Here is a 24,117-nt window from a genome sequence, read left to right as displayed (position 1 = left end):
TCTCGTTCAATCAGAAAGGCCAAAGCTTGTGCATCAAGCTGGTTCCCCAGCCCACGCGTGTGGCATTGGCCAAGTCGCCGGTACCACGGTAAGCAATTTGTGCGTTGGCCAAACGGCGCGACTGCACGGTGCTGTTGGGGCCCACGTCTTCAGGGCGAATCACCCCGGTGACTTGAATCACTTCGGTGCCCTCGGCCAAACCGAGTTTCTTTTCACCGCGGATGACCAAGTTGCCGTTGGCCAAAATTTCAACCACCGTCACAGCCACCGAGCCCACCAAGGAGGCCTGTTGGTCTGCTTGGCCTTTGCTCTTGCTGTCAATGGCGTTGTTGGTCAAATCAATGCCGTTCAAGAACGGACTCATCTTGCCCACCTGGGTGCTGAAACCCGAGGGCAAGGTGTTTTTCGAATCACGGTTGATTTCGCTGTTTTGAGTGCGTGCGGCTTGGGTGGATTCGTTCAACAACACCGTGATGATGTCGCCCACTTGGTAATTGCGGCCACGGCCAAACCAGGCATCGCTTTGGCGGTTGCTGTAGATGCCGCCGGTGGCAACTTTTGGCCGGTCGGAGGCCAGTGGATAGACCGGGGCAAATTCGGGTGATGGCTTCAACACCAACTCGGTGTTGTCGGCAGCACAGGCTTGCAACAAGGCCACCAGGGCCAAAGCAGAGAGGGAGCGCAGCGTGTTCATGATGTGCCTTGATCAAACGTTTTGGTTCAAGAACTTGAGCATGCCGTCCACCGCCGAGATGGCTTTGGAATTGATCTCGTAGGCGCGTTGGGTTTCGATCATGTTGACCATCTCCTCCACCACGTTGACGTTGGAGGCCTCCAAAGAACCTTGGTTCAAAGTACCCGCACCGTTGACACCGGGTTGCAAAATTTGCGCAGCGCCGCTGGCTTGTGAGGCTTCGTACAAGTTGTTGCCAATGGGCTTCAAGCCACTTGGGTTGACGAAACGCGCCAATTGAACCTGGCCAATGTTTTGTGCCCCTGCACCTGCCACCAACTCCACGCTCACCGCGCCATCGCGGCCGATCGTCAACGCAGCTGCGTTGTTGGGAATGGTGATGTTGGGCACCATCGGGAAACCCAGAGCCGTGACCAATTGACCGGTGCTGGAGATTTTGAAGTTGCCGTCGCGCGAGTAGCTGGTGGTGCCATCGGGCATTTGAACTTGGAAGTAACCGTCACCCGTGATGGCCACATCCAACGGCGCCTGCGTGTTGACCATGTTGCCCTGCATGTGCAGTTTTTCAGTGGCATTGATCTTCACACCCGTACCCAGCATCAAGCCGGTGGGAGACTGTGTGTTGGCCGTGGTTTGGCCACCGGGTTGCTTGATGTTTTGATAGAGCAAGTCTTCAAACACCGCGCGGTCGCGTTTGAACCCGGTCGTGTTCACGTTGGCCAAGTTGTTGGAGATCACGTTCATACGCGTTTGCTGCGCGTCTAAACCTGTCTTGGCTACCCACAATGATGCGTCCATGGTTGTTCGCTCCCTAGTAATCTGTCAAATTCAGCCGACCTTCATCATGGAAGCGCCGGACTCGTCGTTGGACTTGCTTTCTTTGATGATTCGAACCTGATGCTCAAACGAGCGGCTCTGTTCAATCAGCTTGACCATCGATGCCATTGGATTGACGCTGCTGCCCTCTAGGGCCTGCGGTGTCAAAGAAACTGGCCCTGTACCACTTGCAAAGTCTGTGCCAGCGGGTTTTCCGTCAACTTTGAACAAGCCGTCTTCACGTTTGGCCAAGGCGGTGTCGCTGGCGTCCTTGAGCAGGAGCTGTGCAATGACTTGTTGTTGCGGCACACCTTGCTGGGCCGGGTCGATGGCGTAGAGGTTGCCGTCTGAGCCAAACGACAGCTTGAAGCCTTGCGGCACGGTGATGGGCCCACCATCTTGGCTGCGCACAATGTGGCCCGAGCCGGTTTCCAGCACGCCATTGGCGTTGACCTTCAAGTCACCGCGCCGTGTGAAAGCCAACTCACCGTTGCTGGCGGTCACACCCAACACGGTCTTGTGGTTCATGGCCACGTCCAAGTCACGCCCGGTGACCATCAAAGGACCGGGGTCCAAAATGATTTGGTCGTTGGCATACATGCGCGGCTGTAGGCGTGAGTCAAAGCCCTCGCCCACGGCTTGGTGCGGCTGCAACGTGACTTCGAAGGTTCTTTTGAAACCCACGGTGGACACGTTGGCGATGTCGTTGGACAACTGATGGCGCCCAATGCGCTCTTCGTTGATCGCGGCCATCGCGTTAAAGGCTAAGCGGTCCATGTCACTCTTTCAGTCGATGCGTGCGTCAATCCGCTTAGTTACGGATTTGAATGATGGTCGAGGTCAGCGAGGTGCTGGTCTCAATCGCTTTGGCGTTGGCCTGGAAGTTACGTTGCTCGGTGATCAGGTCCACCAGCTCTTGCGTCAAGTCCACGTTGGCACGCTCGGTCGCGCCCGAGCGCACCGTGCCGTAACCAGCTGAACCTGCCTCACCGTACTTAGGCGTGCCGGAGTCAGAGGTTTTGTAGTAACTGGTGTCGCCAATCTGGCGCAAGCCCGTGGGGTTGGAGAAGTTCACCAACACCACTTTGCCGAGCGACTTTTGTGCGCCGTTGGAATAGCTGGCGTTGACCAAGCCATCGTCCTTGATGGCCAAGCCCACCAGGTCACCTTCGGGTGCGCCGTCTTGCGACTGCGACAACACCGCATAGGGCGAGGCGAACTGGGTCGACTTGGAGTAGTCGATGTTGATGGTCAAAGAACCTTTACCGTTTGGCAGATACACGGTATCGAGTTGTGCGCCTTGTTTGGGAGAGACCAAGTTACCGGCCGTGTCAAAGGTCAGCTCGCCTTTGTCGAAGTAAACCGGTGACCACTCGGGCAAGACATCAAAGCCCGCAGCCGTAGAAGACTCTTTGCCGAAACCGTCGATGTACACCGTGGCGTTTTTCGCGTCCTTGAATGGGGTGGGTTTGATCCACGTGGTGGTTTTACCGAACTGGGCATCCAAACCGTCCAAGCCCCAACGCGAATCGCCTGTGACCTTGATGTAGGACTCGGTGGATGCCGTGCCGGTGGTGAACACCAGGGCATTTTTCTTCGAGTCGAAAGTCACCTTGACACCATCTACCGTTTGCGGGGTAGCGCCATCGACAGACGGGCCTTGCAAGCTGTTGATGCCTGATTGCAGGGCTTCCATGAAGGTACCCAAGGTGTAGGTGTCTTTGGGGGGTACGACCACCGTGCCCGTCACGCCATTGACCGAGACCACGAATTTGTTGTTGGTGTCATCCACCGAGAAGTTGTTGTCGACGTTCACCGCCATGGCGTTGCCATTGAGCACCGCTGGCAAAGAACTGATGCCGCGCATGGCGTCCACCTTGGAGGGTTTGACCACATAGTTGTTGGCATCCCCTGTCATGCCCAGACCTTTAGAGCTTTGGGTTGCCAAGCTATTGGGTTTGATGCTGGAGATGATCACGCTGGAGGCGTCACCTGTGGTGCCGGACTTGAACACAAACGCACCTTTGACCGCGTCGTACTCGACCTTGGCACCAAAGCGTTCATCGTTGACGGCACGGTAAGAACTGGCCGATGCAGAGGGGCTCAAGCTGATGCCCACGTTGTCATCGTTGACGCCTTGCACGGCAGGATTGGTCAAGCCAATCGAGCTTTGAATGCTGCTGATGGTCACCTTGTCGTTGCCACCTGGCGTGAACACCAATTTTTGTGTCACCGTGTCGTAGGAGACCACAATGCCTTTGTAAGCTGGGTTGGCGTCCACCACCGACTGCACAGACTTGACCAAGTCTTCGTAACGCATGTTGTGGCTGGCGTCACCCGCTTGCGACAAGTCAATGTCGAGCTTGGCTGGGGGCGTCGACCCGTTGGCTGGGGTGAGTTGGATTGAAAGGGTTGGGCCAATCAAAGACGAAAAGTTGAAAGGCTTTTCGTCGCCATAGGCACGGTTGATGGCATTGGTCAACTCGGCTGCAATTTGAGCACCCGACAGTCGCAAGTTTTTACCCACCAAGCTCTCCAGGCCCACCGTCACTGGGTCGATCGAGTTGTCAATGTTGATAGAGAACAGGTCTTTCAAATCGTCAACGCTTTTCTTACCTGCGAAGTTGGCGTCAGCGGGCCGTCCGTTGAAGGTCGGTCCACTGGCTGAAGCTGTCGAGCTGAGGACTGGGGTGAAGCTGCCCCCAGATGGGGTTTGAGAAATATTCAGGGCAGTGGTGATCGCCGCAGCGTTGGCGGTGGTGGGGTCTAAGGCCGTGACGACCAAGGTCACGCCATCGGGCAACACACTGGCTTTGTAAGACTGGGCAAAAGTCGCTTCGTCGTTCAAGCTTTGGGCAAAGGCAGCCACACTGGTACCGGTGACCGTGATGGGCGCTGCATCTGGACCAAAGGTGGCTTTGAATGGAGAACTCGCAGCCGTCAACACATAGCCTGCTTGGCTACGCGGGTAGGGCGTGTCGTTGGGTGTGATGAAGCCCGTGGCGATGGGCGTTCCAGCCTGGGACACGGCGATGTCTGCTGCAATGGCAGTGGCAGACACATTGGGGTCGATGGCCGTGATTTTGAGCTCTCCGCTGGAGAAGGTGGAGGTGCCAATGGCCGCAGAAGCCACGGTCTTGGTCAGTGCGGCGGTGGTGATGAGGCGACCCGAGGCATCCACAATGTTGAGGTTGCTGCCGTTCACGCTCACACTGATGTCTGTTTTGCCGCCGTCTTCCCGACGCAAGCGAGTTTCCAACTCAGCGGCCAACGAGGTCAGGGAGCCTGACACCGGTGCGAGGTTGCTGATGCTGATGGGTTTGCCGCCCAAGGTCATGGAAAAGCTGGAGAAGTCGCCCGCAGCGGGCGTAGAGCCAAAAGACACGCCAGTCAAAGTCGCTGTGGTGGGCACTTGGGCCACGTATTTAGCGCCAAAGTCGGAGTCAGCATTCAAGGCCTTGGCCATGGCGGCTGTGGTCAATTCGGTGGACGCGGCCACCGGGACAGAAATGGTTTTTGTAGTCGGACTGCCGAAGGTCAAAGACACGGAGTCCGTGGTGGCCAAGCTGCCGGTGCTCAAAGCGTAGGTCACCGCGCTGCTGCCTTGCTTCCACAGCAAGTCGGATTTGTTCAAATCGTTGTAGGTGGAAAAGTCCACGCCGTCGTTGGAGCCAGTACCCAGGTTGATGGCGCTGCCGCCAGTGATGGCTGCGGGCTGAGAGGTGCGCACATCGTTCAACTGGTCAAGCGAAAATTTGTAGGTTTTCTTGGAGAAGCTGCTGTTCAAGGCGGCAATGTCTTCCGCTGATTTGAAGTCACCCTTCGCTTTGAGTTCGCCGTATTTGTTGACAAACATCAAGTCACCGGTCTTGTTGGTGGCTTGCTGCAAAGAGGCATCGACCAACTGGTCACCCACATAGACAAAGGTTTGCCATTTGTTGTTGGGCGTTGCTTGGCTCGCGTTTTGTGTTTTGACGTAATACACCGTGGCCAGGTAACCGTTACCACCGCCGTCATACACCGTCAACGCTGTGCTTTTGTTGTAGGTGGTGGGGTCGTTGCGGTTGAAATCTGCTTTGATCACCGGCGCGTCAGCCGGGAAGTTCAGACCCAATTGCACCTTGCTGGTCTGCGTGGCCATGCCGGTGGTTTTTTGCGGAATGGTCAACACATTCATGTCGGTCAAGTTGGCCTTGCCGGACGAGTCGACGGACGCCGCCATCAAACGTTGACCTGCCGAGTTCACCACGTTGTATTGGTCGTTCATCATGAACGAGCCGTTGCGCGTGAAGATGTCTTGGAAACCGTCTTGCGATTTCAGCGGAAAGAAACCGTCGCCGCTGATCGCCAAGTCCAAGGTGTTGGACGAGAAGGTCATATTGCCCTGCCCGAACTCTTGCGTCACACGCTTGAGCGACACACCTTGACCGATGGTCGAAGAGGCTTTTTGCAAAGGCGAGGTGGCAAAAATGTCACCAAAGTCAGCGCGGCTGCGCTTGAAACCAACGGTACTCACGTTGGCGATGTTGTTGGCGGTCACACCCAACTGGGCAGTGGCGGCGTTCAAGCCGGTCAGAGAGGTATAAAAAGACATGGTGCTTTAACTCCAGTGAGAAATTCTTAAATCTTCGAATCAGGAACCGACGCGTTTGACGTCTGCCAAATTGACGGTTTTGCCGCCATCGACTTCCAACAACAAGGTGCCGTCGCCCGTGGACGAGCTGCTGACACTGCGCACCGTGGCATAGGTGTTGACGGTGGGGGTGGTTGATTTACCAGCGCTGTTGACCGTGGCGACATAGCGGTAGGTGCCGTTGGGTGCCGCAGCACCGCCATCGGTCATGCCGTCCCAGGCCAAGGTGAAGTCGCCCACTGGCTGTGCGCCGATGATTTGCGAGCGAACCAAGGCGCCTTTGTCGTTGAAGACTTGTAACTTGATGCCGTCGGCGCCCGTGGGCAAATTGATCACGCCTTGCGCCACCGTGGTGTCGGTGACGGCAACCGGGCCATCGGGCACCGAAACCGTTTTACCAATCAAGGAAGCGGCACCCAGCATGCGGTCACCACTCATGGAAGCCGCCATGTTTTCCATGCTGGTCTTCATGGCGGTGGTGGCTTCGAGTTGCGAGAACTGCGCCAACTGGGCCACGAAGGCTTCGTTCTTGACAGGGTCGGTGGGGTCCTGGTTGGTCAACTGTGTGGTGAACAGCTTGAGGAAAGCGTCTTGGCCCATGCCCTTGGTGGCAGCCGCAGACTTGGCAGCATCTTGCTGTGCCTTGTACTGCGCCGTGCTCATGATGTTGCTGGGCAATGCGCTCAGACTGGAAGTGGTGTCAATCGCCATGTGTGTTTCTCCGCAGCGTTAGCTGTTAGCTTTTGATGATGTCGAGGGTGCGCGACATCAGTTGTCGGGCGGTGTTGACCACCTCGACGTTGTTTTGGTAAGAGCGCGAGGCGGCCATCATGTCGACCATCTCAGACATTTCGTTCACGTTGGAGTGAAAGACATAGCCTTCTTTGTCAGCCAACGGGTTACCCGGCTCCCAGGTTTTGCGCACAGGCGCGGTGTCGTCCACGATGCGGTCCACCTTGACGCCGCCGACGAATTGCGCGCCCGCGTGGGTCATCTCTTCTTTCATCAAGGCCTTGAAAAGGGGGCGTTTGCCACGGAAGGCCTCGGCCTCGCTGCCCGCCACCGAGTTGGCGTTGGCCAAGTTCGAGGCCGTAGTGTTCATGCGGATGGACTGCGCGTTGAGCGCCGTGCCTGCAATGCCAAAGACGTTATCGAGTTGCATGTGTCATCACTCCCCGCGCATGGCTTTGCGCAGACCGCCGATGCGGTTTTGTAAAAATTGCAAGGTGGCCTGGTAGTCCGTGGCCGCCTTACCGTATTGGGCTTGTTCAACGTTCATCTCGACCGTGTTGCCGTCAAACGAACTGTTGAAAGGCGTGCGGTAGCGCATGCCGTTGTCAGGTGCTTCTTGAATACCCGCGAAATGTTTTTCGTTGGTGGCCGTCAAGTACTCGGTCTTGGCTTCTTTGAGCATGGCCTTGAAGTCAACGTCTTGCGCTTTGTAGTTGGGCGTGTCCGCGTTGGCGATGTTGCGCGCCAACACTTCCATGCGCTGGCTGCGCACGCCCAACGCTTTCTCGTGTATTCCAAATGCGTTTGAAAAAACATCCATCACACAGCTCCCATCTGGATTGACTCCAATTCATTGACACCTAACCTCAAGTTGTGAGGCTTCATGTCGATGGGTGCAAAAGATGTGCCAAGTGTTTTTGACGCTGTTTGCGGCAACAACTTGCCGCTGTGTTGCCGCTCTCAGCCCGAGCCCCACGTCTGGGCTTGGTTCAAGCGGCTCGCGTGCTTCAGTTCACTTCGGTGACCACCGCTTGCGCGGCATATGCGCTCATGCGCGCGGCTTGCAAGCTGTTGCGCTGAGCCACATCGGTTCCCAAGCGCTCGTTGGCGTTTTGGTGCAAGCCCGCCAAGATGGAGTTGCGTGTGATGGGCGCGCGCGTGTCGCGGTTGACGTGCAGGTAAGCCGCTTGCTGGCCTGGAATGTTGAGCGCCACATTGGGACGCGTTTCGTTGCGCGCGGAGGGCGTGAGCACGGTCAAATACAAATCATCCAAACCCACAGGGCCAAAGTTTTTCAGCCCGGTGTCTTCAAAGTATTTGTCCACCAGGTCGAGTTGCTTCAAGACGCTGTGGCCAAGAATCGCTTTGGGGTTGGCGCCGAACCCTGCACTGGCCGCACCACGGTCAGGACCATCGCAAAACTGGATGATGCCGTGACAGCGGCTGTTGCTGGCTTTGGGATTCATGCCATCGCTCTCCATCAAGGTGAGACGGGCAAAGTCATCGGGCGCAAAGCGGTGTTGCTCTGACAACTGCACAATTTTGTTCATCACGGCTTGTTTGTCTTGCGCGGGAATGAAGCCTTTTTCAACCGCACGGACGATGGTTTTCTCCAACACCGGGTTGTTGCTACGGTCCATGCGTGACAACAGTTGCACCTGAGCCGTTCCTGCCAATGCGGTGGTGGTCGAGGCGTTGTTGCCAGCCGTGACGGCTTTGGCGTTGTAAGCCGCCTGGGCCTGATTGACCAAGGGGGTCAGGCTGTCCAGGCTCACGCGCTGACCGGGATGAATCAGGTTGGCGTTGTTGATGTTGTTGGCGCGCGCCACGCTTTGCGACAAACGCATGGCCTCGTTGTTGGAAATACTGACACCCCGCGACGCCATTTGATCGCGCACGATGCCACTCAAGGTTTGACCCGCCTGGACCGAAATATTCCAAGGGGCGGCATTGGCCACGGGCGCTGAACCTGTGGACAGGCTGGCTGACAAACCCGCAGGCACCACCAGATCGCCACTGGGTTGCGGCTGGGCGGCAGCCAGTGCGCGCGTGAAGGCAGGCGCCGAGCGCGCGAACGCCAAGGGACTGCGAGCCAGCTGGGGGAAGCCAGAGGCATCGGTGTTGGTCACCGTGGGGGTCGTGGGCGGATCAAATCGCATGGCTGGCCTTGTGAAGTCCGTGGTTAAAAAAGCTGGTCTCGTTCTTGCAACAGGGTGAAGGTCTTTCGAAAAAAGTCAAAAAATCAACACCAGACCCGAATGAATATGCAAGTGCTGTGCCTAATAAATTCCGACAGTCGCCCTGCCCTCCAGGCCAGGCGCTGGGGATGGATGCTGGCGCTTGCAAGCCTGCTGTGGTGGGCGCTCAGCCTGACCGAGGCAGCTGCGGCAGAACCCAACCAAGCCCCACCCAGCGCCTTCGATGTGCTGCAAAAACAAGCGCTGCAATGGGCGGCCAGCGCCCCTGCTTTCCAGGGCAAAACCGTGCACGTGGCACCACTGGACAGCCGCATCAACGTGCAAAACTGTCAACAAACCCTGCAATTTGACCAACCCTTTCCAGGCCAACCGTCGGTGCGTGTGCGCTGCCCACAACCGCAATGGCAGTTGTATGTGACCTTGAACCAGGGCGCTGAACCTGCCGTGGTCACACGCGGGGGGCCTGCAGCGCCCGTGTTGCACAAAGTTTTGGTGAGCAAGGAATTGTTGAAGCGCGGCACCCAACTCAGCCCGTCCATGTTCAGCATGGCCGAGATGCCCGCTGCGGGGATGGAGAGCCAATTGATCATCGACCCCCAGTTGATTGCCAACATGGAGCTGGTGCGTGATCTGACACCCAACACCCCTTTGAAAACTTATGACCTCAAAATGGCCGTTCTGGTCAAGCGCGGTCAAGAAGTTCAGGTCACCGCTGGAGCCGGACAAGGCTTTTTAATCACCATGCGCGCAGAATCTTTGCAAGATGGTGGTTTGGGTGAGCAAATTCGCTTGAAAAACAGCGAGTCGGGTCGATCTTTGACAGCAGTGATCACTGGGCCCAATACGGCTCGACTGAGGTGAAAAGTGTTAGCCTCGAAAAGAATTCAAAAAAAGCCCTCAAGTTCTAGAATTTGGGGTCGATTGAAGTGTTGTGAAAAGGTTTTGACCCGCTTTGACGGGTTCAAGAAAGAGAGAACATCATGAGTGACGCTATTTCGAACTACGGACGAATGGCCCAATCGAATGCTGCAATGCGCAGCGCCATCGATAAGGTCGACAAGAAAAGCTCTTCAGCCGCACAAAGCAAAGAAGAGTCCACCACGCAAGCGCCTGACAAGGCAGCAGCCGGAGCAGACAAAGTGAGTTTGAGCAACGTTGCCCAGAAAGTCATGGCACAGCCGGACTTTGACCGCGCCAAGGTGGAATCCATCAAGCAAGCGATCAAAGATGGCAACTACCCCATCAATCCACGCCGCATCGCCGAGAGCTTTGTGGCGCTGGAAAAAATGATCTCGAACTGAACGGTCTCTGACTGAACATGCACAGCTCCGTAGCCAGCGCTGAAGCACTAAGCGACAACCTGTCGCGTGCTTTGGCTGTGGCTGGCGAACTCGAAGCCTTGTTGGAAACTGAGTTCGAGCACCTGAAAGCGCAAAACTTGGATGCCTTTGAGGCCACCCAAGTGCGCAAGAACGCCCTGCTGCAAGAGCTCACGCAACTCGCAGACATTCAAGGCCCTGAGTCTGCGGACGCTTTGAGCCCCGAGTGGGACGGCTTCAAAGCACACATGGTGCATTGCCGCGACTTGCATCGCCGCAACGAAGTGTTGATCCATCGAAAAATTGACGCCATCCGTGGTGCCCTGCAAAGTTTGCAGGTCCAGGACCCGACCAGCACGGTCGAAATCTATGACCGCCTCGGTCAGCTCTCACGCACGCGGCGTGGGCGCGGGCGCGGTTACAGCGACGCTTGATTCATTTCTCGTCGCCGGGCTGCATGCCCTTGAGCCAGTACACCCAAGACAAAATCACCGCCACGGCATTGAACATGTCGGCTGGAATTTCTTGCCCCACATCGAGTCGGCTCAGCATGGCCAGCAAGCGTGGGTCTTCGGTCACATACACCCCCTGACGCTGGGCTTCTCGCACAATGCGCTGCGCCAGCTCACCATCGCCCTTGACACTGACCACCGGGGTTTTGTTGCGGCCATATTCCAGGGCCACGGCTTCTGTGTAGGGTTTGGGATTCATAGGGTCAACAACGGTTCTTACACCCGCGTGTCAATGAGGGCGCCGTGGTCCACTGGCTCGCGCACGGGCTGGCTGTCGGGACGTCGGGCATTGAAGATTTGAAAACTCCCCATCACCAAGCCTGCGCTCTCCAACTCGTAGGTCAGCTCGCTGGCGTTGAAGCGGGCCAGTGATGCCACCTCTTCCTTGACCGCCCACATGGTCAAGTCCACTTGTGCGTTTTGACGGATGGTGGTCTTGAGCCACACCTCGCCCAAGCTTCGGCTGTGCGTGTGCATGTTCACCACCATCGGGTTGTGAGGTTGACCTGGCTTGTGGCCTTGGCGCTCAAACTGCATCTCCAGGGGGTCGGCGTCGGCAAACGGAATCACCAGGGAGAAATTGACATCTCCCTTGTGCAGGTCTTGTACCGCCTGCACCTGTGCGCCTTCCAGCTCATCGAGGGCGTGTTGCAACATGTCTGAGTTGGCCTGGGTCTCTTGCGCGTCTTCGCTGGCCTGTGCGTTGAGGAGCCATTGCAGCAAGACTTTGGGATCGTCTTGCACGGTCACGCCTTCGGCCAAATTGGCCTCTGCCGATTTGGTGTGCTTGAGAACCCAACGCTTGAGTGTTTGTGGCTGCAAACTGGCCATGGACAAACGCTGGGCATTGAAGCGCTCTAAAAGTCCTTGGCTTTGCCCAGCGGGGAGCAAGGCTTCCAACACCCCGGGACGCAGCAAGCCCAGCCAATTGGCAAAGCCCGAGGGCTGAAATAACAAGGTGTTCAGGCGTGAAGGCTGTGCGGGTGCCGGATTGAGCGGGTCGTGTCCCGCAAAACTGCCCGAGTGCAAGAGCTGCAAAGACCATTGCCCGGTGGGCAACAGGTGGGCACGCAGTTGCACCAGGTCACCTTCTTTGATGTAAGGCGACAGGGGCAGGTTGAACACATGTTCATTGAGCACCAGCTTGAGCTGATCGTGCCGCAAAGCGGCCGTAGCCTGAACCACTTGGCCATCGTGCAAACCCAGCTGGCGGGCGACGGCCGCCTCGACATACACCTGCCGCATGTCCAAATGGACGGGTGCAACACGCGGGATCTGGTTGACGCCCTCGGGCCCGAGGATGGCCATGTCAGGGAAAGCGCACCCAGTTTTTGCGCTCGTTCATGTTCATGTCGGCGGTGGTGTAGCCACCCACGGGTGCCACGGCTGGGGTGGCCGATTTGCTGGGCAATTGCTGGTGCAAGAGATTCTCCGTGCTTGGCACTTTGAGAATGGCACCCGCAATCAGCACGCGAGGCGTGGATTGGGTAAAGGCCTGCGGGTTGTGTGCCATCAAGGCTTGTCGCAACACCGATGTTTTCAGCGGACTGTCGCCCATGGTGTAGCGAATGACCTGTTCGACGGTGTCACCCGGCTTGACCTCGTAGGTGCTGGGCTGAGCCCATGCAGGCAGGGCCACTGACGCAACCACCAGGCATGTGCTCACACAGACCCAACGTGACCCAACAAACAACGCTTTCATCTCGGTTTTCCAATCAACAGTCATCTGGATGATCAATAGGTATAGGGCCATGCCACCCAGGCGCCCTGAAACTTCTGGGCTCGCCCCGCCACTTGCTTGAGCTCAGCCTGGTAGAGGCTGACGGATTTGACTTCGACCAAGACAGCCGCGTCAAGCGCCCCCGCTTCCAGCGCGTGCTTGGGCAGCACACGGGCATCGGACAACATCAGCTTGTCCCCCACTCGCAAGCCCGCGCGTCCTCCGGCATTGACCATCAAACGTCCGCTGTCGCCTTGGGTCACTTCAATGCTGGGGGGCTCGCACGACAACTGAATATCCAACGCCCGACCCATGCGTGTGACGGCCTGATCGATGGCTTGACGCATGTCGGTGTCCAACTTGGGGGTGGTCGCGCTGACAGGAACAGGTGACCCCAGCAACACGTCTTGCGAACTGTGCATGGCATGCAGTTGCCCGGGAGCTTGCACATGCCACAGCAACACGAAGGCTGCACTGTCGTCGGTGCTCAAACCCGGCGGCGCAGGCGCCACAGTGAGTTGCATGTGCCACTGCACCTTTTCTTCGCCATGGCTGTAGGTCAAGCGCTCGTAGGTGCGAGGGTAAACAGGCTCCGTCATCACGCGCCAGTGCTGCGCCTGCGTGGCAGCCTGCAGCACACGCTGGCGCGCACTGAGGCCCACTTGCTGTGCCATGTAGCGTTGACTCGCAGTCAGGCTGGGTGACAAGTCCAGACCCAGTGACATGACATGCATCAAGGCAGATTTGGCTTGCGGTGCTGTGCATCGTGTGGGCTCAACCGCTTGGGTGCTCACTGCCAGGATCTCGGCTTCGGGCTCTTGTGCTTCGTCACGTCCGTAACGCGTGACTTGCAAGTCACGGACCTTGATTTCAGACGAGAAGCGGTTCAACTCACGCAGTGCACCGGTGGAATCCATCCAACTGGTGGCACTGACACGGGTGTTACTTTTCATGGCAGCCTCCACCAGCGCCTGGCGGATGGCTTGCAAGCGTTGCTCTGGGTTCAATTCAGCGGCGTGCAGCACACCGTGGGCACAGCATGCCGACAGCAGCAGCACCTGCGCACAACGCAGCCATGCATGAGGAAACACACGACGATGGAACATGACCAAACCTTGGTGTCTCAGACTCAACGACGCTTGCTGGTCAGATGCGCCACATACAGGGAACGCAAGTCGTTGACCAAGCTGCGATCGAGCGACATGGTGGTCTCGTATGTGTCGTCGCCCACCGGCGTGATGCTGACCAACACCGCACCATAAATCACACCCTCGACACGCGCGCGGAAGGTGTCGCTCATCACGGTCATGTCAGCCACGGTGGTGTTGGCATCGAGTTGTTGACCGTAGACCTGTTCGGTCAAGGCACGGTAAGCATCCAGCTTGGACGCACGAATGGCGAGCAAGCGTTGTTGTGCTGGGAGTCGGTGGTTCTGAATGCTGATGACGGCATAACCGGTGGCCATGAGTGTTTCACGCTTGTCGGTCATGGGACTGATCATGGTGGCCACGGGCTCAGCAGGCTTGCGCTCGCTGTTGGCTGCGGACTCGTCGTTTTTCCACTCATGCACATGGTTGAACTTGAACGCAGAGCATCCGCCCAATAGCAAGGCTGCGGCAACCAGCGCCGAAGAGGTAAAGCATTTCATGTCGTTGTCCTTGAATAGGTCTCCCCCACGATTCGACACCAAGCAAAGCATCTTTAACTCAGGCGATGAATGAGCGATGAATACTTTCTCTGTCTTGTGAAATTTGAGAAGTTTCAGACAATGCAGTGTAGGAATTTTTGACATGAAACCCATCACCAACTTCATCGGCTCGAGCGAGTCAGCACAAGCTTTGCGCGACCTTGTCGCCACCATGGCAAACTCGAATGCCACGGTCATGATCACAGGTGAAAGTGGTACCGGAAAAGAGCTGCTTGCACGTTTGTTGCATGACCAGTCACACCGCTGTGGCGCGAACTTTGTGCCTATCAATTGCGCCGCCATCCCCAAAGACCTACTCGAAAGTGAACTCTTTGGTCACCGCAAAGGTGCCTTCACGGGTGCTGTGGCAGACCGTGTGGGCCGCTTCGAATTGGCACATGGGGGTACCATTTTTCTGGACGAAATTGGCGACATGTCGTTGGACATGCAGGTCAAATTGCTGCGTGTTTTGCAAGAACGCACCATCGACCCGATTGGCGGAACCCGACAGGTGCATGTGGATGTGCGTGTCATTGCCGCCACACACCGCGATTTAGAGAACGAAATTTCTGCTGGCCGTTTCCGCGAAGATTTGTACTATCGTTTGAATGTGTTGCCCGTGGTGACGCCCCCGTTGCGCGAACGCGCCGCCGATGTGGCTGAGCTGCTGAATTTTTACGCGCAGAAATGTGTCAACTTTGGCAAGCCAGCCATTCGCTTCAAACCCGACTTCATGGCGGCCTTGCAAAAGTACCCCTGGCCAGGCAATGTGCGCGAACTCTCCAACCTGGTTGACCGCTTCAGCACCTTGTACGCGGGCCAAGAGCTAGACCTGCGCGCCATCCCACCCACCTTGCTGCCCAAAGGCTTGGTGAGCGCGCAGGCCGAACTGCAAGCCCAAGCACCATTGCTGGCCAAGCTGGAAATGACACCGCCCCCCGAGGTGTTGGCGGAAATGCAAGAGCAACCCGAATCAGAAGAAAACGATGTGGAAAGCATCATCATGCTGGCACAAGGCATGCCGCATCTGCCACCCGAGGGCTTGTCTCTGAAAGAGCGCATGGCGCAAATCGAGCGCAGCATCATTGAGCAAGCGCTTGAGCGCAACTCGGGCAATGTGTCACGCACGGCCAAGTTGCTCAACCTGCAACGCACCACCTTGATTGAGAAGATCAACAAATATGAGTTACGGGCGGCTTGAGCCCTCACGACCTAGGAAATGCGCCACGCGCTGTCCCCATGAAAAAAGCAGCCCGAGGGCTGCTTTTTCAGTCTTGGTCGTTGTAGAGCACGGTGATGCTCATGCGTCGGTTGCGTGGATCACGCGGATCTTTGGGGTTGAACGGGTCGGTGTCAGCCACCCCTTCAATGCGCGCAAAACGATTTTCTTTGATGCCACTCTTTTCAAGCAAGGCACGCGTGACTTCCGCGCGCTCGGCCGAGAGCGACCAGTTGTTGCGACCTTCTTTGTTTTGGAACGGCACGCTGTCGGTGTGGCCACGAATCGCAATCTTGTTGGGCATTTCTGCCAAAGAAGCCGCAATTTCGCTGATCAGGCTCGACGCCTTGCCCTGCATGCTCATGCCACCGCTGGGGAACATCGCAAAGTCGGCTTTGTCAATGATCTCAATGCGCAAGCCCTGCTTGTCACGCGTGACAGACACTTGGTCTTTCAGACCGCCGAGTTTTTTGTTTTCAGACAGCTTTTGTTCGATCTCTTTTTCCAACTTGTCAAAGTCGGCTTTCTCTTGCGCAGCAGCAATGTCTTTTTTCTGCTCAGGCGTCAACTTGTCGGGGTCTGAGTAGGGGTTGTTATTTTCTTGGCCAGGGTCGGTGCTGGGGTTGGGCCCGCCCTCGGAGCGAGGTGTCAAACGTTCCAGCAACGCAGTTTGTTTGGCCGCAAATGGAAAGCCGTCGGGGTCAATGATGGAGCGTCCACCCAAGACACCGTTAGAGCCTGCGAGTTGTCCAATGGCCACCAGACTTTGCGAGGTGGGCTTGAAGTAGTCAGCGATGCTTTTGCGCTGGTCTTCGTTGGACGCGCCCAACAGCCACATCAACAAGAAGAACGCCATCATGGCGGTCATCATGTCGGCCAAAGCGATTTTCCAAGCGCCGCCGTGCGCTCCGCCATGGCCATCGTCAATGATTTTCTTGATGATGATGACAGGCGCAGGTGCGGCTGCTGCCGCAGCGGCTTCAGCGGCAGCCTTTTCTGCTTCGGCAGCAGCCGCAGCAGCGGCCGCCGCTTGTGCAGCCAGGGCGGCTTCGTCTTTTTCTTCAGCCATTATTTCCTCAGCGCATCAAAGACTTCGCCAAAGGAGGGCTGGTTGGTGTGACTGATGCACACGCGTCCAGCTTCAATGATCAAGGGCACGGGGTAGCCATGCATGTTGCCGATGATGATTTGTTTGGCCACGTTGAGGGCCTCACCGTCTTCGTCAATGATCTGTTTGAGGCGGCTGCCAAAGGGCTCAAAAATACCGTAAGCCAAAAACACCCCCAAGAACGTACCCACCAGAGCACCACCAATCAGGCCACCCAGCACAGGAGGCGGTTGGTCAATCGCGCCCATGGTCTTCACCACACCCAGCACGCAAGCCACAATGCCCAACGCAGGCAAGGCGCCCGCCAGGGTGGCAATCGCTTCGGCGTTTTTCATTTCGTTGTGGTGATGCAGCTTGATAGAGGCGGTCATGACATCTTCCACCGCATAAGGGCTCAAGGTGCCTGAAGACACCACCATCAAACGGATGGTGTCACAGACCAAGGCCACCAGGCCGTGGTCATGCAGCATCTTGGGACACTCGCCAAAAATGGCACTGGCCTCAGGATTCTCGACGTGCGATTCCATCGCCACCGCCCCTTCTGCTTTGAGCGTCTTCATGAGCTTGGAGATGACCGCGATGATGCCGATGTAATCTTCTTTCTTGTACATGGGGCCTTTGATCACGCGCCCCATACCACCCCAAGCGCCTTTGAAAATGTGGCTGGAGTTACCGGTGATCATGCCGCCCACACCGGCACCACCAATGATGAACATCTCGAAGGGAGTGGATTTGATGATGGGTGCCAAGCTGCCGCCGGCGATCACGAAGCCGCCGAACACGCAAATGAACAAAACCACCAAACCAATAATTGCTGACATCTAACACTCCCTAAGCAGGATGGCGCATTCAGAGGGATCTCTGATATGCGCCTGAAATTTCTCGTCAACCTGCTAGATTAACTTAAAAAGAGAGCTATCTCGCCTCACAGCAAGAAAGCTTTCTCAATTCATGAAACTAGCAGGTCGGGCAGTCGCGGGAACCAAGGCGGGCACGCCTTCCCAGGCATCGCGAATCTCGCGCATCAAACCATGGATCTCGTCCAAAACAAGCACGTCGTTTTGGGCGTTGACATGAAACAAACGGCGGGTCACGTAGCTGTACAACTCGTTGAGGTTGTTGGCCAGATCGCCGCCTTTTTCGAAATCCAAAGCACCTTGCAAACCAATCACGATGCGGCTGGCACGTGCAATGGCTTTGGATTTTTCAGTGATATTTTTGTGTTGGATGTGACCCCGTGCAGCCACCAGGCTTTCGAGCAGTCCATCAAACAGCATTTGAATCAATTGCACATTGTTGGCCGAGGACACGCCACTGGTGACTTTGACATCGCCGTAGCTCTGGATGGCTCGTTGGTTGGCTCGCATGTGATTTAACTCCTGTGTTTTCTACTTGACACAGCCAGTATCGGTAGCGACACGCCAAACTTGAGATAGGAGATGGTGCACATCGCGATGTTCTTACGCGGGCTTGAGTTCGTGCTCAGACAAGGTGGCTTCAATCACCTCGGCATCCGCCCCAGCGGCAAGATCTTGCCGCTGCTGCTCTTCATATGCTTGTGCGTGCTCCAGGCCTTGGGCCAGGTTGGGCTCCAACACCTGCACTTGATCGGTTTGGTCGGTCAGTGCCAGCACGTCTTCGGGTGTTTGCGCCTCCGCTTGCGGCTCGGGCTCAGGGGGCGACAACAAAAGCTCGGAGTACGGCACATCCAAAGTGACACCTGCGCGCTGGTACAGCATGCTGCTCACGCTGTCGAGGGTTTGTTTCAGGCGTGCCAACACATCGGGATTGGGGTCTTTGGCGTAAGCACCACCGTACTCCACACCGACGCGATAAATACTGCCCAAATGCTGAGGCGGTAACCACGACTGCACATGACCACGCACGGTACTGATTTGGCGTTGCGAGCTGGGCGTTTGGGCCTCGGCTTCGTTGGCGTCACGCACGCCGTCGTGGAATGCAGCACTGATGTGCGCGCGCAAAATGGGCTCGTAGTGCAAACGCAAGGAGTCCAGCAACTTGCTGTCAAAGCCGTCGACGGCTTTGCCGTTCATGGCGTCCCATAGCTTCTTGCCTTCCAGGCCGACAAACAGCAAGTCACCCGACGGCTCTGCTTCGGGTTGTGCCACAGGTTCTGGCGGTTTGGGCGGCTCATAGAGTTTGGCCAGATGGTTGACCTTGTCGATCAAATACAAAGTCAAAATCACCAAGAGCAGCAAGACCCACGAGATCATGTTCATCATGAAGTTACTCATGCACGTCTCCTCATGGCGGGTGTATCCGTCTCCCCCCCGTCCACTTTCAAGGTGCCACGGAGTTTCTTGACCACCGAGGACAGAATTTGGCTCACCCGCGATTCACTCACCCCCAGGGTCTCACCAATCTCTTTCAGGTTGAACTCTTCCACGTAGTAAAGCTGCATAACCAGTTGCTCGCGTTCGGGCAACTGTGCAATCGCATCGGTCACCGCATCCATGAACTGGGCTTCTTCCACAATCACATCAGGCTGTTGCGATGCATCGTCGGCAATGCTCATCACCTCTTCAGTGACCACTTCCATCGAGTAAGTCTCAAAGCGCTTGGCCTTGCCCCGCTCTTTGTGGAAATCCTCTAAATCTTTGCCCATGTAATCAGCAATTTCGGCTTGGGTGGGCGTGCGCCCCAACTCAGCCGCCAAGGTGTGGATGGTTTCGTTGTGCGATTTGTTGAACGCCACCGCTGAGCGAGGCAAAAACGACAGGCGACGCACCTCGTCGAGCATGGCACCGCGCACACGGCTGTGGGCGAAGTTTTCAAACTCCACGCCTTTGACGGGGTCAAACGCACGCGAGGCTTCGAGCAAACCAATCATGCCGACCTGGATCAACTCATCAAGCTCCATGAAGGCGGGAATGCGTGCTTTGAGGTGCAGCGCCACACGCTTGACCAAGCCCAGATGGGCCATGACCAAATCCTCGCCCTTGGGCTTGCAGGATTCGTACATTTGAACGGGTGACATGGCTTTCATGTGTCTGACGGACTGGTTTGAATCAGTCGCTCCATGAAAAATTGCATTCCACCGCGCAGGTGGCCCAAGGGACGCAGCTGTGTGCAGGCTTCGGCCAAGCGGCGGTAATCGCGTGCGGCGCCGCTGCCAGGCGCGAGTTCAAGCACTGACTGGTATTTTTTGAGGGCACGCAGCACCATTTCATCCTCTTCGATCGAGGTCAGGTAATGCACGGGCTCCCCCAAGAAACGCACGCACACGTCATTGAGTTTTTTATACAGCTTCCAGCCATCGGATTGGCTGTGAACCATGTTGGGCAACAGATAGATCTCGTTGAGTTCCATCTCTTTGGTCAAAATTTTGATGGTGCCGTAAGCATCTGCAATGGAGGAAGGGTCGTCTTTGACCACGATGAAGCGACGCTGGCAGGCCGCCAAGAACGACAACACCGAAGGCGAGATGCCGGCTGCGACGTCAACGATCAAGTAGTCCACATCGTCAGCCAACACGCTGAACGACTGCACGATGCTGGCCGCTTGCAGTTGGCTCAAGGCGGCCAACTCTTGCATGCCCGATGCACCCGGAATCAAGCGGATGCCTTGGCGTGTGGTGACCATGATCTCGTTGAGGCTCTTTTGCCCTGCCAAGAAGTGCCCCAGGTTGTATTCGGCGCGCGCACCCAAAGCAATTTGGGCATTGGCCAAACCGAGGTCAGCGTCAAACAGCATGACCTTGTGTCCCATCTGACTCAACGCCACCGCGAGGTTGATGGAGGTGGTGGTTTTACCCACGCCGCCTTTGCCACTGGCGATGCCAATGACTTCTGTTTTGCGAGGTTTATTCATGGGTCATGCCTGTGGTTTCGGGTTGAAATCGCGCAGCGATTTGCGACAGCTTGGAAGCAGCCAGGCTGTTCACGGCAGCATCACGCAAGCTGGGCGACGCTTCGTCGCTGGGCGCCAAGGGCAGATTATCCAAGGCACGCTGCACCAAGTCACCCATCGACACATCTTGCACCAAGTCAGCGGTACGGTCGCCGCGGCTGGCCACGGACACGCCCAAGGTTTTTTCTGTCAGAAACTGCAACAACGCCCAGGGCTGGCAGGCTTCGTCGAGCTTGCTCAACATCAGGCTGGCCCAGCGGTTGTCGGTGTTTTCAAACACGCGACGCAGGGTGGCCGCAGACGCATCTACGGGCACCACCGCGTGGCACTGCACATCGGCACGCAAGGCGCGGATATCGGCTAGGCGCTCGTTCATTTGCACGCCGGGGGTGTCAATGATCACCAGTTGACGGTCTGCATGCTCTTCCAGCAAGAGTTTGAGTGTGGCCGCACTGCTGGCGCGAAAGCAATCCACGCCGGACTGGGCGCTGAGCAATTGGGTTTGGTTCCAGGCGCCAGCGCGCTGGTCTTGGTAGCTGATGACCATGACTTGTTCGCAGCCATGTTGCACGGCTGCGCTTTGGGCCAAACGCGCCACCATCAGCGACTTGCCAGCACCCGACGGGCCGGCCAGCACATGCATGCCAGTCATCGGGGCAGGTGCCGGCGTTTGCGCCACGGCGTGGCTGAGTTGGCGTTGCAGCGCGCCCATGGCGTCGGCCAAGTTGTCGTGGTCTTTGATGCTGTCAATCAGCAAAGCACGCAAGGCCACAGGAATAGGGGCATCGTTGAGCGCGTCACGCAAGGGGTTGAGTGCAGCGGGCAGTGGCATGCCACCTTGCCACGCAGCCATTTGCTGACCGAGTTTGAATTCACGTCGCAAAGAGGCCAGCTCTTCACGCACCAAGGCCACAATTTCTTTGCCACGCAAGCTGTCGTGTTCTTGCGCTTTGACAGAGTCTGTCTCGTCTGCCACGGGCTTGCTGGCTTTGTGCGCCACTGTTTTGGTTTTCACGGCTGGCGTGTGTGTGGGGTTGGCAGATACTTCAACAATCGACTTGGCCACTTGGGTGGCTTGACGTTCACGCGAGGTGCGTTTGTTGTGGTCCAGTGTCTGGCCCAGCAACACATCGAATTTAGGCGTGGGTTTGAGGCTGTGAGGACGCGCGAAATCTGTCTTCAAAAATGGCTCGGCCTCTTCGGGGGTGAGCGGCGCCAAGTCGACAGCCACGATCAGTTCGGTCAGACCATTGACTTGACTGGTAGAGATGACCATCACATCTGGGCCGTACTGGGCCACCGCCTTTTCGTTGGCGGAACGTGCATCGCGGGCAAGGATTCGTTTCAGTTCCATGTGTCAGCTCACTCAGTCTTTGAAGTTGTTATAGGTATCAAGGGGTTATCGGGCTTTGGCGTCCACGGTGTGGATCACTTTGACAGCCTGGTCATCTGGGATTTCGCTGTAAGACAGCACCGTCAAGTCGTTCACCCGAAAGCGTGCCGCTTTGGACAACCAGCCACGAATCACAGGCGAGACCACCAGCACAGCGGGGTGGCCCATGTCTTCCACAGTGCGGGCGCCATCGCGCAAACCGGCAAATAAGTTTTCTGCCAAACCAGGCTCCATCACCACGGGTTGGCCAGGTTGGCTTTGTTGCAACACGTTGTGCAAGAGCTGCTCCAACGAAGGCTCCAAGGTCATGACTTGCAAACCACTGTCGCTGTCGACCAGGCTTTGCATGATCATGCGGCCCAGCTTGGGACGGACCATGGCGGTGAGTTGTTCGGGGTCTTGGGTGCGTGTGCTGGCCTCGGTCAAAGCTTCGGCGATGGTGCGCATGTCGCGGATCGACACCGACTCGGCCAACAGGTTTTGCAAGGTGCGGGTCAAGATACCCAATGACAACTTGCCAGGCACTAGGTCTTCCACAATCTTGGGCGACTTGGCGGCCAGTTTGTCGAGCAGTTGTTGGGTTTCGTCATGGCTCAACATTTCAGAGGCGTTTTCACGCAACACTTTGTTGAGGTGGGTCGAAATGGCCGTCGCTGCATCCACCACGGTGTAGCCCAGGGTGCGCGCTTGGTCGCGTTGTGAAGGCTCAATCCACACCGCTTCCAAACCGAAGGCGGGTTCGCGGGTGGCAATGCCTTCGAGTTGACCGTACACATGGCCGGGGTTGATGGCCAATTCACGGCCTACTTTGACTTCGCCTTTGCCACGCACCACGCCTTTGAGCACGATGTTGTAGGCGTCGGGGTCGATGTTGAGGTCGTCACGAATGCGCACGGGCTGCACCAAAAAGCCCAGCTCAGCGGAGAGTTTTTTACGCACGCCTTTGACGCGGTTCATCAACTCGCCACCGGTGTCGGCGTTGACCAAAGGAATCAAGCCATAGCCAATTTCCAAACCGATCAAATCGACCTGGTCCACATCGTCCCAGTCAAGCTCTTTGGGGGCTTCCACAGGCGCGGCATCTTTGACGGCTTGCACGGCTTGCTCGTCTTGCACTTCGCGGGTGACGATCATCAAAGCCAAGCCGGCTGAAGCCACGGCCAGGGTGATGAACATCAGGTGAGGCATGCCAGGCACCATGCCCAACACCACCAAAATGGCAGCAGAAATAAACAGCGCGGTCGGGTTGGCCAATTGGCTCGAGGCCTGCTCTGAAATAGATTCGGCGGTGGTCACACGGGTCACCACGATGGCAGTGGCCAAGGACAACAGCAACGATGGAATTTGTGCCACCAAACCATCACCAATGGTCAACAAGGTGTAGAGCTTGCCGGCTTCGCCCACGGGCAAGTCGTGTTGCGCCACACCGATGATCAAGCCACCGACCAAGTTGATCAGCAGAATCAACAAACCGGCCATGGCGTCGCCGCTGACAAACTTGGAAGCACCGTCCATCGAACCGAAGAAGTCCGACTCTTGGGCCAACTCAGCGCGACGCTTCTTGGCCGTCTCTTGGTCAATCACGCCAGCGTTCAAGTCGGCGTCGATGGACATTTGTTTGCCAGGCATGGCGTCCAAGGTGAAACGCGCGTTCACTTCAGAGACACGGCCTGCACCTTTGGTCACCACCACGAAGTTGATGATCATCAAAATCGCAAAGATGATGAAGCCCACCACATAGTTACCGGCAATCACAAACTCACCAAACGCCGCCACCACTTTGCCAGCAGCATGCGCGCCTTCGTGGCCATGGACCAAGATCACGCGGGTCGATGCCACGTTGAGCGCCAGGCGCAACATGGTGGCAAACAACAGCACGGTAGGGAAAGAAGAGAACTCCAGCGGTTTGCGGGTACCGATGGCGATCATGATGACCACCAAGCTGCACATGATGTTGAAAGTAAACAAAAAGTCCAACAACAGCGGGGGCAGTGGCAACACCAACATCGCCATGATGACGAGCACGACCACCGGAATACTTAGTCCGTTGAGGTCAAACTTTGACAAGTTCTGTCGAATCGTTGACAGAGTGAGCGTGCTCATCAGTGAAATCCAGTTGAAAGTGGAACGTTTAGGTTTCTTTTTGTCGGGAAATGATTTCCTCGGCAAGTACCTCAAGCAATCGATGTGCCAGCCCAAACTGACATGGTGAGCCA

25 protein-coding genes are annotated in these 24,117 nt (G+C 56.8%); 4 read left to right on the top strand and 21 right to left on the bottom strand.

The window, feature by feature from the left end; translation table 11 throughout:
* Nucleotides 1-10: 10 nt before the first annotated feature.
* The 8 genes from B9Z39_RS04600 to B9Z39_RS04565 form a co-directional block, all read right to left on the bottom strand.
* Nucleotides 11-694 carry a flagellar basal body L-ring protein FlgH gene (locus B9Z39_RS04600; RefSeq protein ID WP_100145437.1) on the bottom strand — a complete coding sequence of 228 codons (684 nt, stop codon included), beginning with the start codon at nucleotides 692-694 and terminating at the stop codon, nucleotides 11-13.
* Between the two features lie 12 nt (nucleotides 695-706).
* A complete protein-coding gene (gene flgG / locus B9Z39_RS04595) occupies nucleotides 707-1,492 on the bottom strand; it encodes a flagellar basal-body rod protein FlgG (protein ID WP_100145435.1) in 786 nt (261 codons plus the stop codon).
* 30 nt (nucleotides 1,493-1,522) lie between these two features.
* Nucleotides 1,523-2,287: a flagellar basal body rod C-terminal domain-containing protein gene (locus B9Z39_RS04590; RefSeq protein WP_108300865.1), complete on the bottom strand. Its 765-nt coding sequence runs from the start codon at nucleotides 2,285-2,287 to the stop codon at nucleotides 1,523-1,525.
* 34 nt (nucleotides 2,288-2,321) lie between these two features.
* Nucleotides 2,322-6,104: a flagellar hook-basal body complex protein gene (locus B9Z39_RS04585; protein ID WP_108300864.1), complete on the bottom strand. Its 3,783-nt coding sequence runs from the start codon at nucleotides 6,102-6,104 to the stop codon at nucleotides 2,322-2,324.
* Between the two features lie 39 nt (nucleotides 6,105-6,143).
* Nucleotides 6,144-6,854: a flagellar hook assembly protein FlgD gene (locus B9Z39_RS04580; protein ID WP_108300863.1), complete on the bottom strand. Its 711-nt coding sequence runs from the start codon at nucleotides 6,852-6,854 to the stop codon at nucleotides 6,144-6,146.
* A 25-nt stretch (nucleotides 6,855-6,879) separates the two neighbouring features.
* A complete protein-coding gene (gene flgC / locus B9Z39_RS04575) occupies nucleotides 6,880-7,305 on the bottom strand; it encodes a flagellar basal body rod protein FlgC (RefSeq protein ID WP_100145427.1) in 426 nt (141 codons plus the stop codon).
* Nucleotides 7,306-7,311: 6 nt separating this feature from the next.
* The gene (gene flgB, locus B9Z39_RS04570) at nucleotides 7,312-7,695 is read right to left on the bottom strand and encodes a flagellar basal body rod protein FlgB (protein WP_100145425.1); all 384 of its coding nucleotides are present in this window, start codon (nucleotides 7,693-7,695) and stop codon (nucleotides 7,312-7,314) included.
* A 187-nt stretch (nucleotides 7,696-7,882) separates the two neighbouring features.
* On the bottom strand, nucleotides 7,883-9,034 hold the full coding sequence (locus tag B9Z39_RS04565) for a hypothetical protein (protein ID WP_108300862.1): 1,152 nt from the start codon (nucleotides 9,032-9,034) through the stop codon (nucleotides 7,883-7,885).
* A gap of 171 nt (nucleotides 9,035-9,205) precedes the next feature.
* Here B9Z39_RS04565 and flgA point away from each other — a divergent pair, with 171 nt between their 5' ends.
* From flgA to B9Z39_RS04550, 3 genes are all read left to right on the top strand, one after another.
* The gene (flgA, locus tag B9Z39_RS04560) at nucleotides 9,206-9,934 is read left to right on the top strand and encodes a flagellar basal body P-ring formation chaperone FlgA (RefSeq protein WP_158269453.1); all 729 of its coding nucleotides are present in this window, start codon (nucleotides 9,206-9,208) and stop codon (nucleotides 9,932-9,934) included.
* 119 nt (nucleotides 9,935-10,053) lie between these two features.
* The gene (gene flgM / locus B9Z39_RS04555) at nucleotides 10,054-10,374 is read left to right on the top strand and encodes a flagellar biosynthesis anti-sigma factor FlgM (protein ID WP_100145419.1); all 321 of its coding nucleotides are present in this window, start codon (nucleotides 10,054-10,056) and stop codon (nucleotides 10,372-10,374) included.
* A gap of 17 nt (nucleotides 10,375-10,391) precedes the next feature.
* A complete protein-coding gene (locus tag B9Z39_RS04550; protein WP_100145417.1) occupies nucleotides 10,392-10,826 on the top strand; it encodes a flagellar export chaperone FlgN in 435 nt (144 codons plus the stop codon).
* A 1-nt stretch (nucleotide 10,827) separates the two neighbouring features.
* On the opposite strand, the gene B9Z39_RS04545 is transcribed toward B9Z39_RS04550, so the two are convergent.
* Genes B9Z39_RS04545 through B9Z39_RS04525 form a run of 5 tightly spaced genes read right to left on the bottom strand, consistent with a single transcriptional unit; the run spans nucleotide 10,828 to nucleotide 14,272 of the window.
* A complete protein-coding gene (locus B9Z39_RS04545; RefSeq protein ID WP_108300860.1) occupies nucleotides 10,828-11,103 on the bottom strand; it encodes an EscU/YscU/HrcU family type III secretion system export apparatus switch protein in 276 nt (91 codons plus the stop codon).
* Between the two features lie 17 nt (nucleotides 11,104-11,120).
* Nucleotides 11,121-12,212, bottom strand: a complete 1,092-nt coding sequence (locus tag B9Z39_RS04540; protein ID WP_108300859.1) for a hypothetical protein — start codon at nucleotides 12,210-12,212, stop codon at nucleotides 11,121-11,123.
* A 1-nt stretch (nucleotide 12,213) separates the two neighbouring features.
* The gene (locus B9Z39_RS04535) at nucleotides 12,214-12,630 is read right to left on the bottom strand and encodes a FimV family protein (RefSeq protein ID WP_146183276.1); all 417 of its coding nucleotides are present in this window, start codon (nucleotides 12,628-12,630) and stop codon (nucleotides 12,214-12,216) included.
* 8 nt (nucleotides 12,631-12,638) lie between these two features.
* Nucleotides 12,639-13,730 carry a hypothetical protein gene (locus B9Z39_RS04530; protein ID WP_108300857.1) on the bottom strand — a complete coding sequence of 364 codons (1,092 nt, stop codon included), beginning with the start codon at nucleotides 13,728-13,730 and terminating at the stop codon, nucleotides 12,639-12,641.
* 23 nt (nucleotides 13,731-13,753) lie between these two features.
* Nucleotides 13,754-14,272 carry an LPP20 family lipoprotein gene (locus tag B9Z39_RS04525; RefSeq protein WP_100145408.1) on the bottom strand — a complete coding sequence of 173 codons (519 nt, stop codon included), beginning with the start codon at nucleotides 14,270-14,272 and terminating at the stop codon, nucleotides 13,754-13,756.
* Between the two features lie 142 nt (nucleotides 14,273-14,414).
* Here B9Z39_RS04525 and B9Z39_RS04520 point away from each other — a divergent pair, with 142 nt between their 5' ends.
* The gene (locus B9Z39_RS04520) at nucleotides 14,415-15,512 is read left to right on the top strand and encodes a sigma-54-dependent Fis family transcriptional regulator (RefSeq protein WP_100145406.1); all 1,098 of its coding nucleotides are present in this window, start codon (nucleotides 14,415-14,417) and stop codon (nucleotides 15,510-15,512) included.
* Nucleotides 15,513-15,579: 67 nt separating this feature from the next.
* Here B9Z39_RS04520 and B9Z39_RS04515 read toward each other — a convergent pair whose 3' ends face one another.
* From B9Z39_RS04515 to flhA, 8 genes are all read right to left on the bottom strand, one after another.
* Complete coding sequence (locus tag B9Z39_RS04515) at nucleotides 15,580-16,599, bottom strand: flagellar motor protein MotB (protein ID WP_143474145.1); 1,020 nt, start codon at nucleotides 16,597-16,599, stop codon at nucleotides 15,580-15,582.
* Entirely contained in the window at nucleotides 16,599-17,459 is an 861-nt protein-coding gene (gene motA / locus B9Z39_RS04510; protein ID WP_100145404.1) for a flagellar motor stator protein MotA, read from the bottom strand. Before motA ends, B9Z39_RS04515 begins: the two co-directional genes overlap by 1 nt.
* Before the next feature lie 123 nt (nucleotides 17,460-17,582).
* A complete protein-coding gene (fliS, locus tag B9Z39_RS04505; protein WP_100145402.1) occupies nucleotides 17,583-18,005 on the bottom strand; it encodes a flagellar export chaperone FliS in 423 nt (140 codons plus the stop codon).
* A 93-nt stretch (nucleotides 18,006-18,098) separates the two neighbouring features.
* Nucleotides 18,099-18,893: a hypothetical protein gene (locus tag B9Z39_RS04500; RefSeq protein ID WP_143474144.1), complete on the bottom strand. Its 795-nt coding sequence runs from the start codon at nucleotides 18,891-18,893 to the stop codon at nucleotides 18,099-18,101.
* The gene (fliA, locus tag B9Z39_RS04495) at nucleotides 18,890-19,636 is read right to left on the bottom strand and encodes an RNA polymerase sigma factor FliA (RefSeq protein ID WP_100145790.1); all 747 of its coding nucleotides are present in this window, start codon (nucleotides 19,634-19,636) and stop codon (nucleotides 18,890-18,892) included. The genes B9Z39_RS04500 and fliA overlap by 4 nt, the downstream gene beginning before the upstream one ends.
* Before the next feature lie 5 nt (nucleotides 19,637-19,641).
* Nucleotides 19,642-20,469 (bottom strand): MinD/ParA family protein, encoded by an 828-nt coding sequence (locus tag B9Z39_RS04490; RefSeq protein WP_100145398.1) that lies wholly within the window; start codon nucleotides 20,467-20,469, stop codon nucleotides 19,642-19,644.
* Nucleotides 20,462-21,862: a hypothetical protein gene (locus B9Z39_RS04485; RefSeq protein ID WP_108300856.1), complete on the bottom strand. Its 1,401-nt coding sequence runs from the start codon at nucleotides 21,860-21,862 to the stop codon at nucleotides 20,462-20,464. Before B9Z39_RS04485 ends, B9Z39_RS04490 begins: the two co-directional genes overlap by 8 nt.
* A gap of 45 nt (nucleotides 21,863-21,907) precedes the next feature.
* Nucleotides 21,908-24,004, bottom strand: a complete 2,097-nt coding sequence (gene flhA, locus B9Z39_RS04480) for a flagellar biosynthesis protein FlhA (protein ID WP_100145394.1) — start codon at nucleotides 24,002-24,004, stop codon at nucleotides 21,908-21,910.
* Nucleotides 24,005-24,117 lie beyond the last annotated feature (113 nt).

This window comes from Limnohabitans sp. JirII-29 (assembly GCF_003063395.1).
Lineage (GTDB): Bacteria > Pseudomonadota > Gammaproteobacteria > Burkholderiales > Burkholderiaceae_C > Limnohabitans.
Note: the sequence above shows the minus strand (reverse complement) of the source record. Positions and strands in the feature narration are given on the sequence as shown.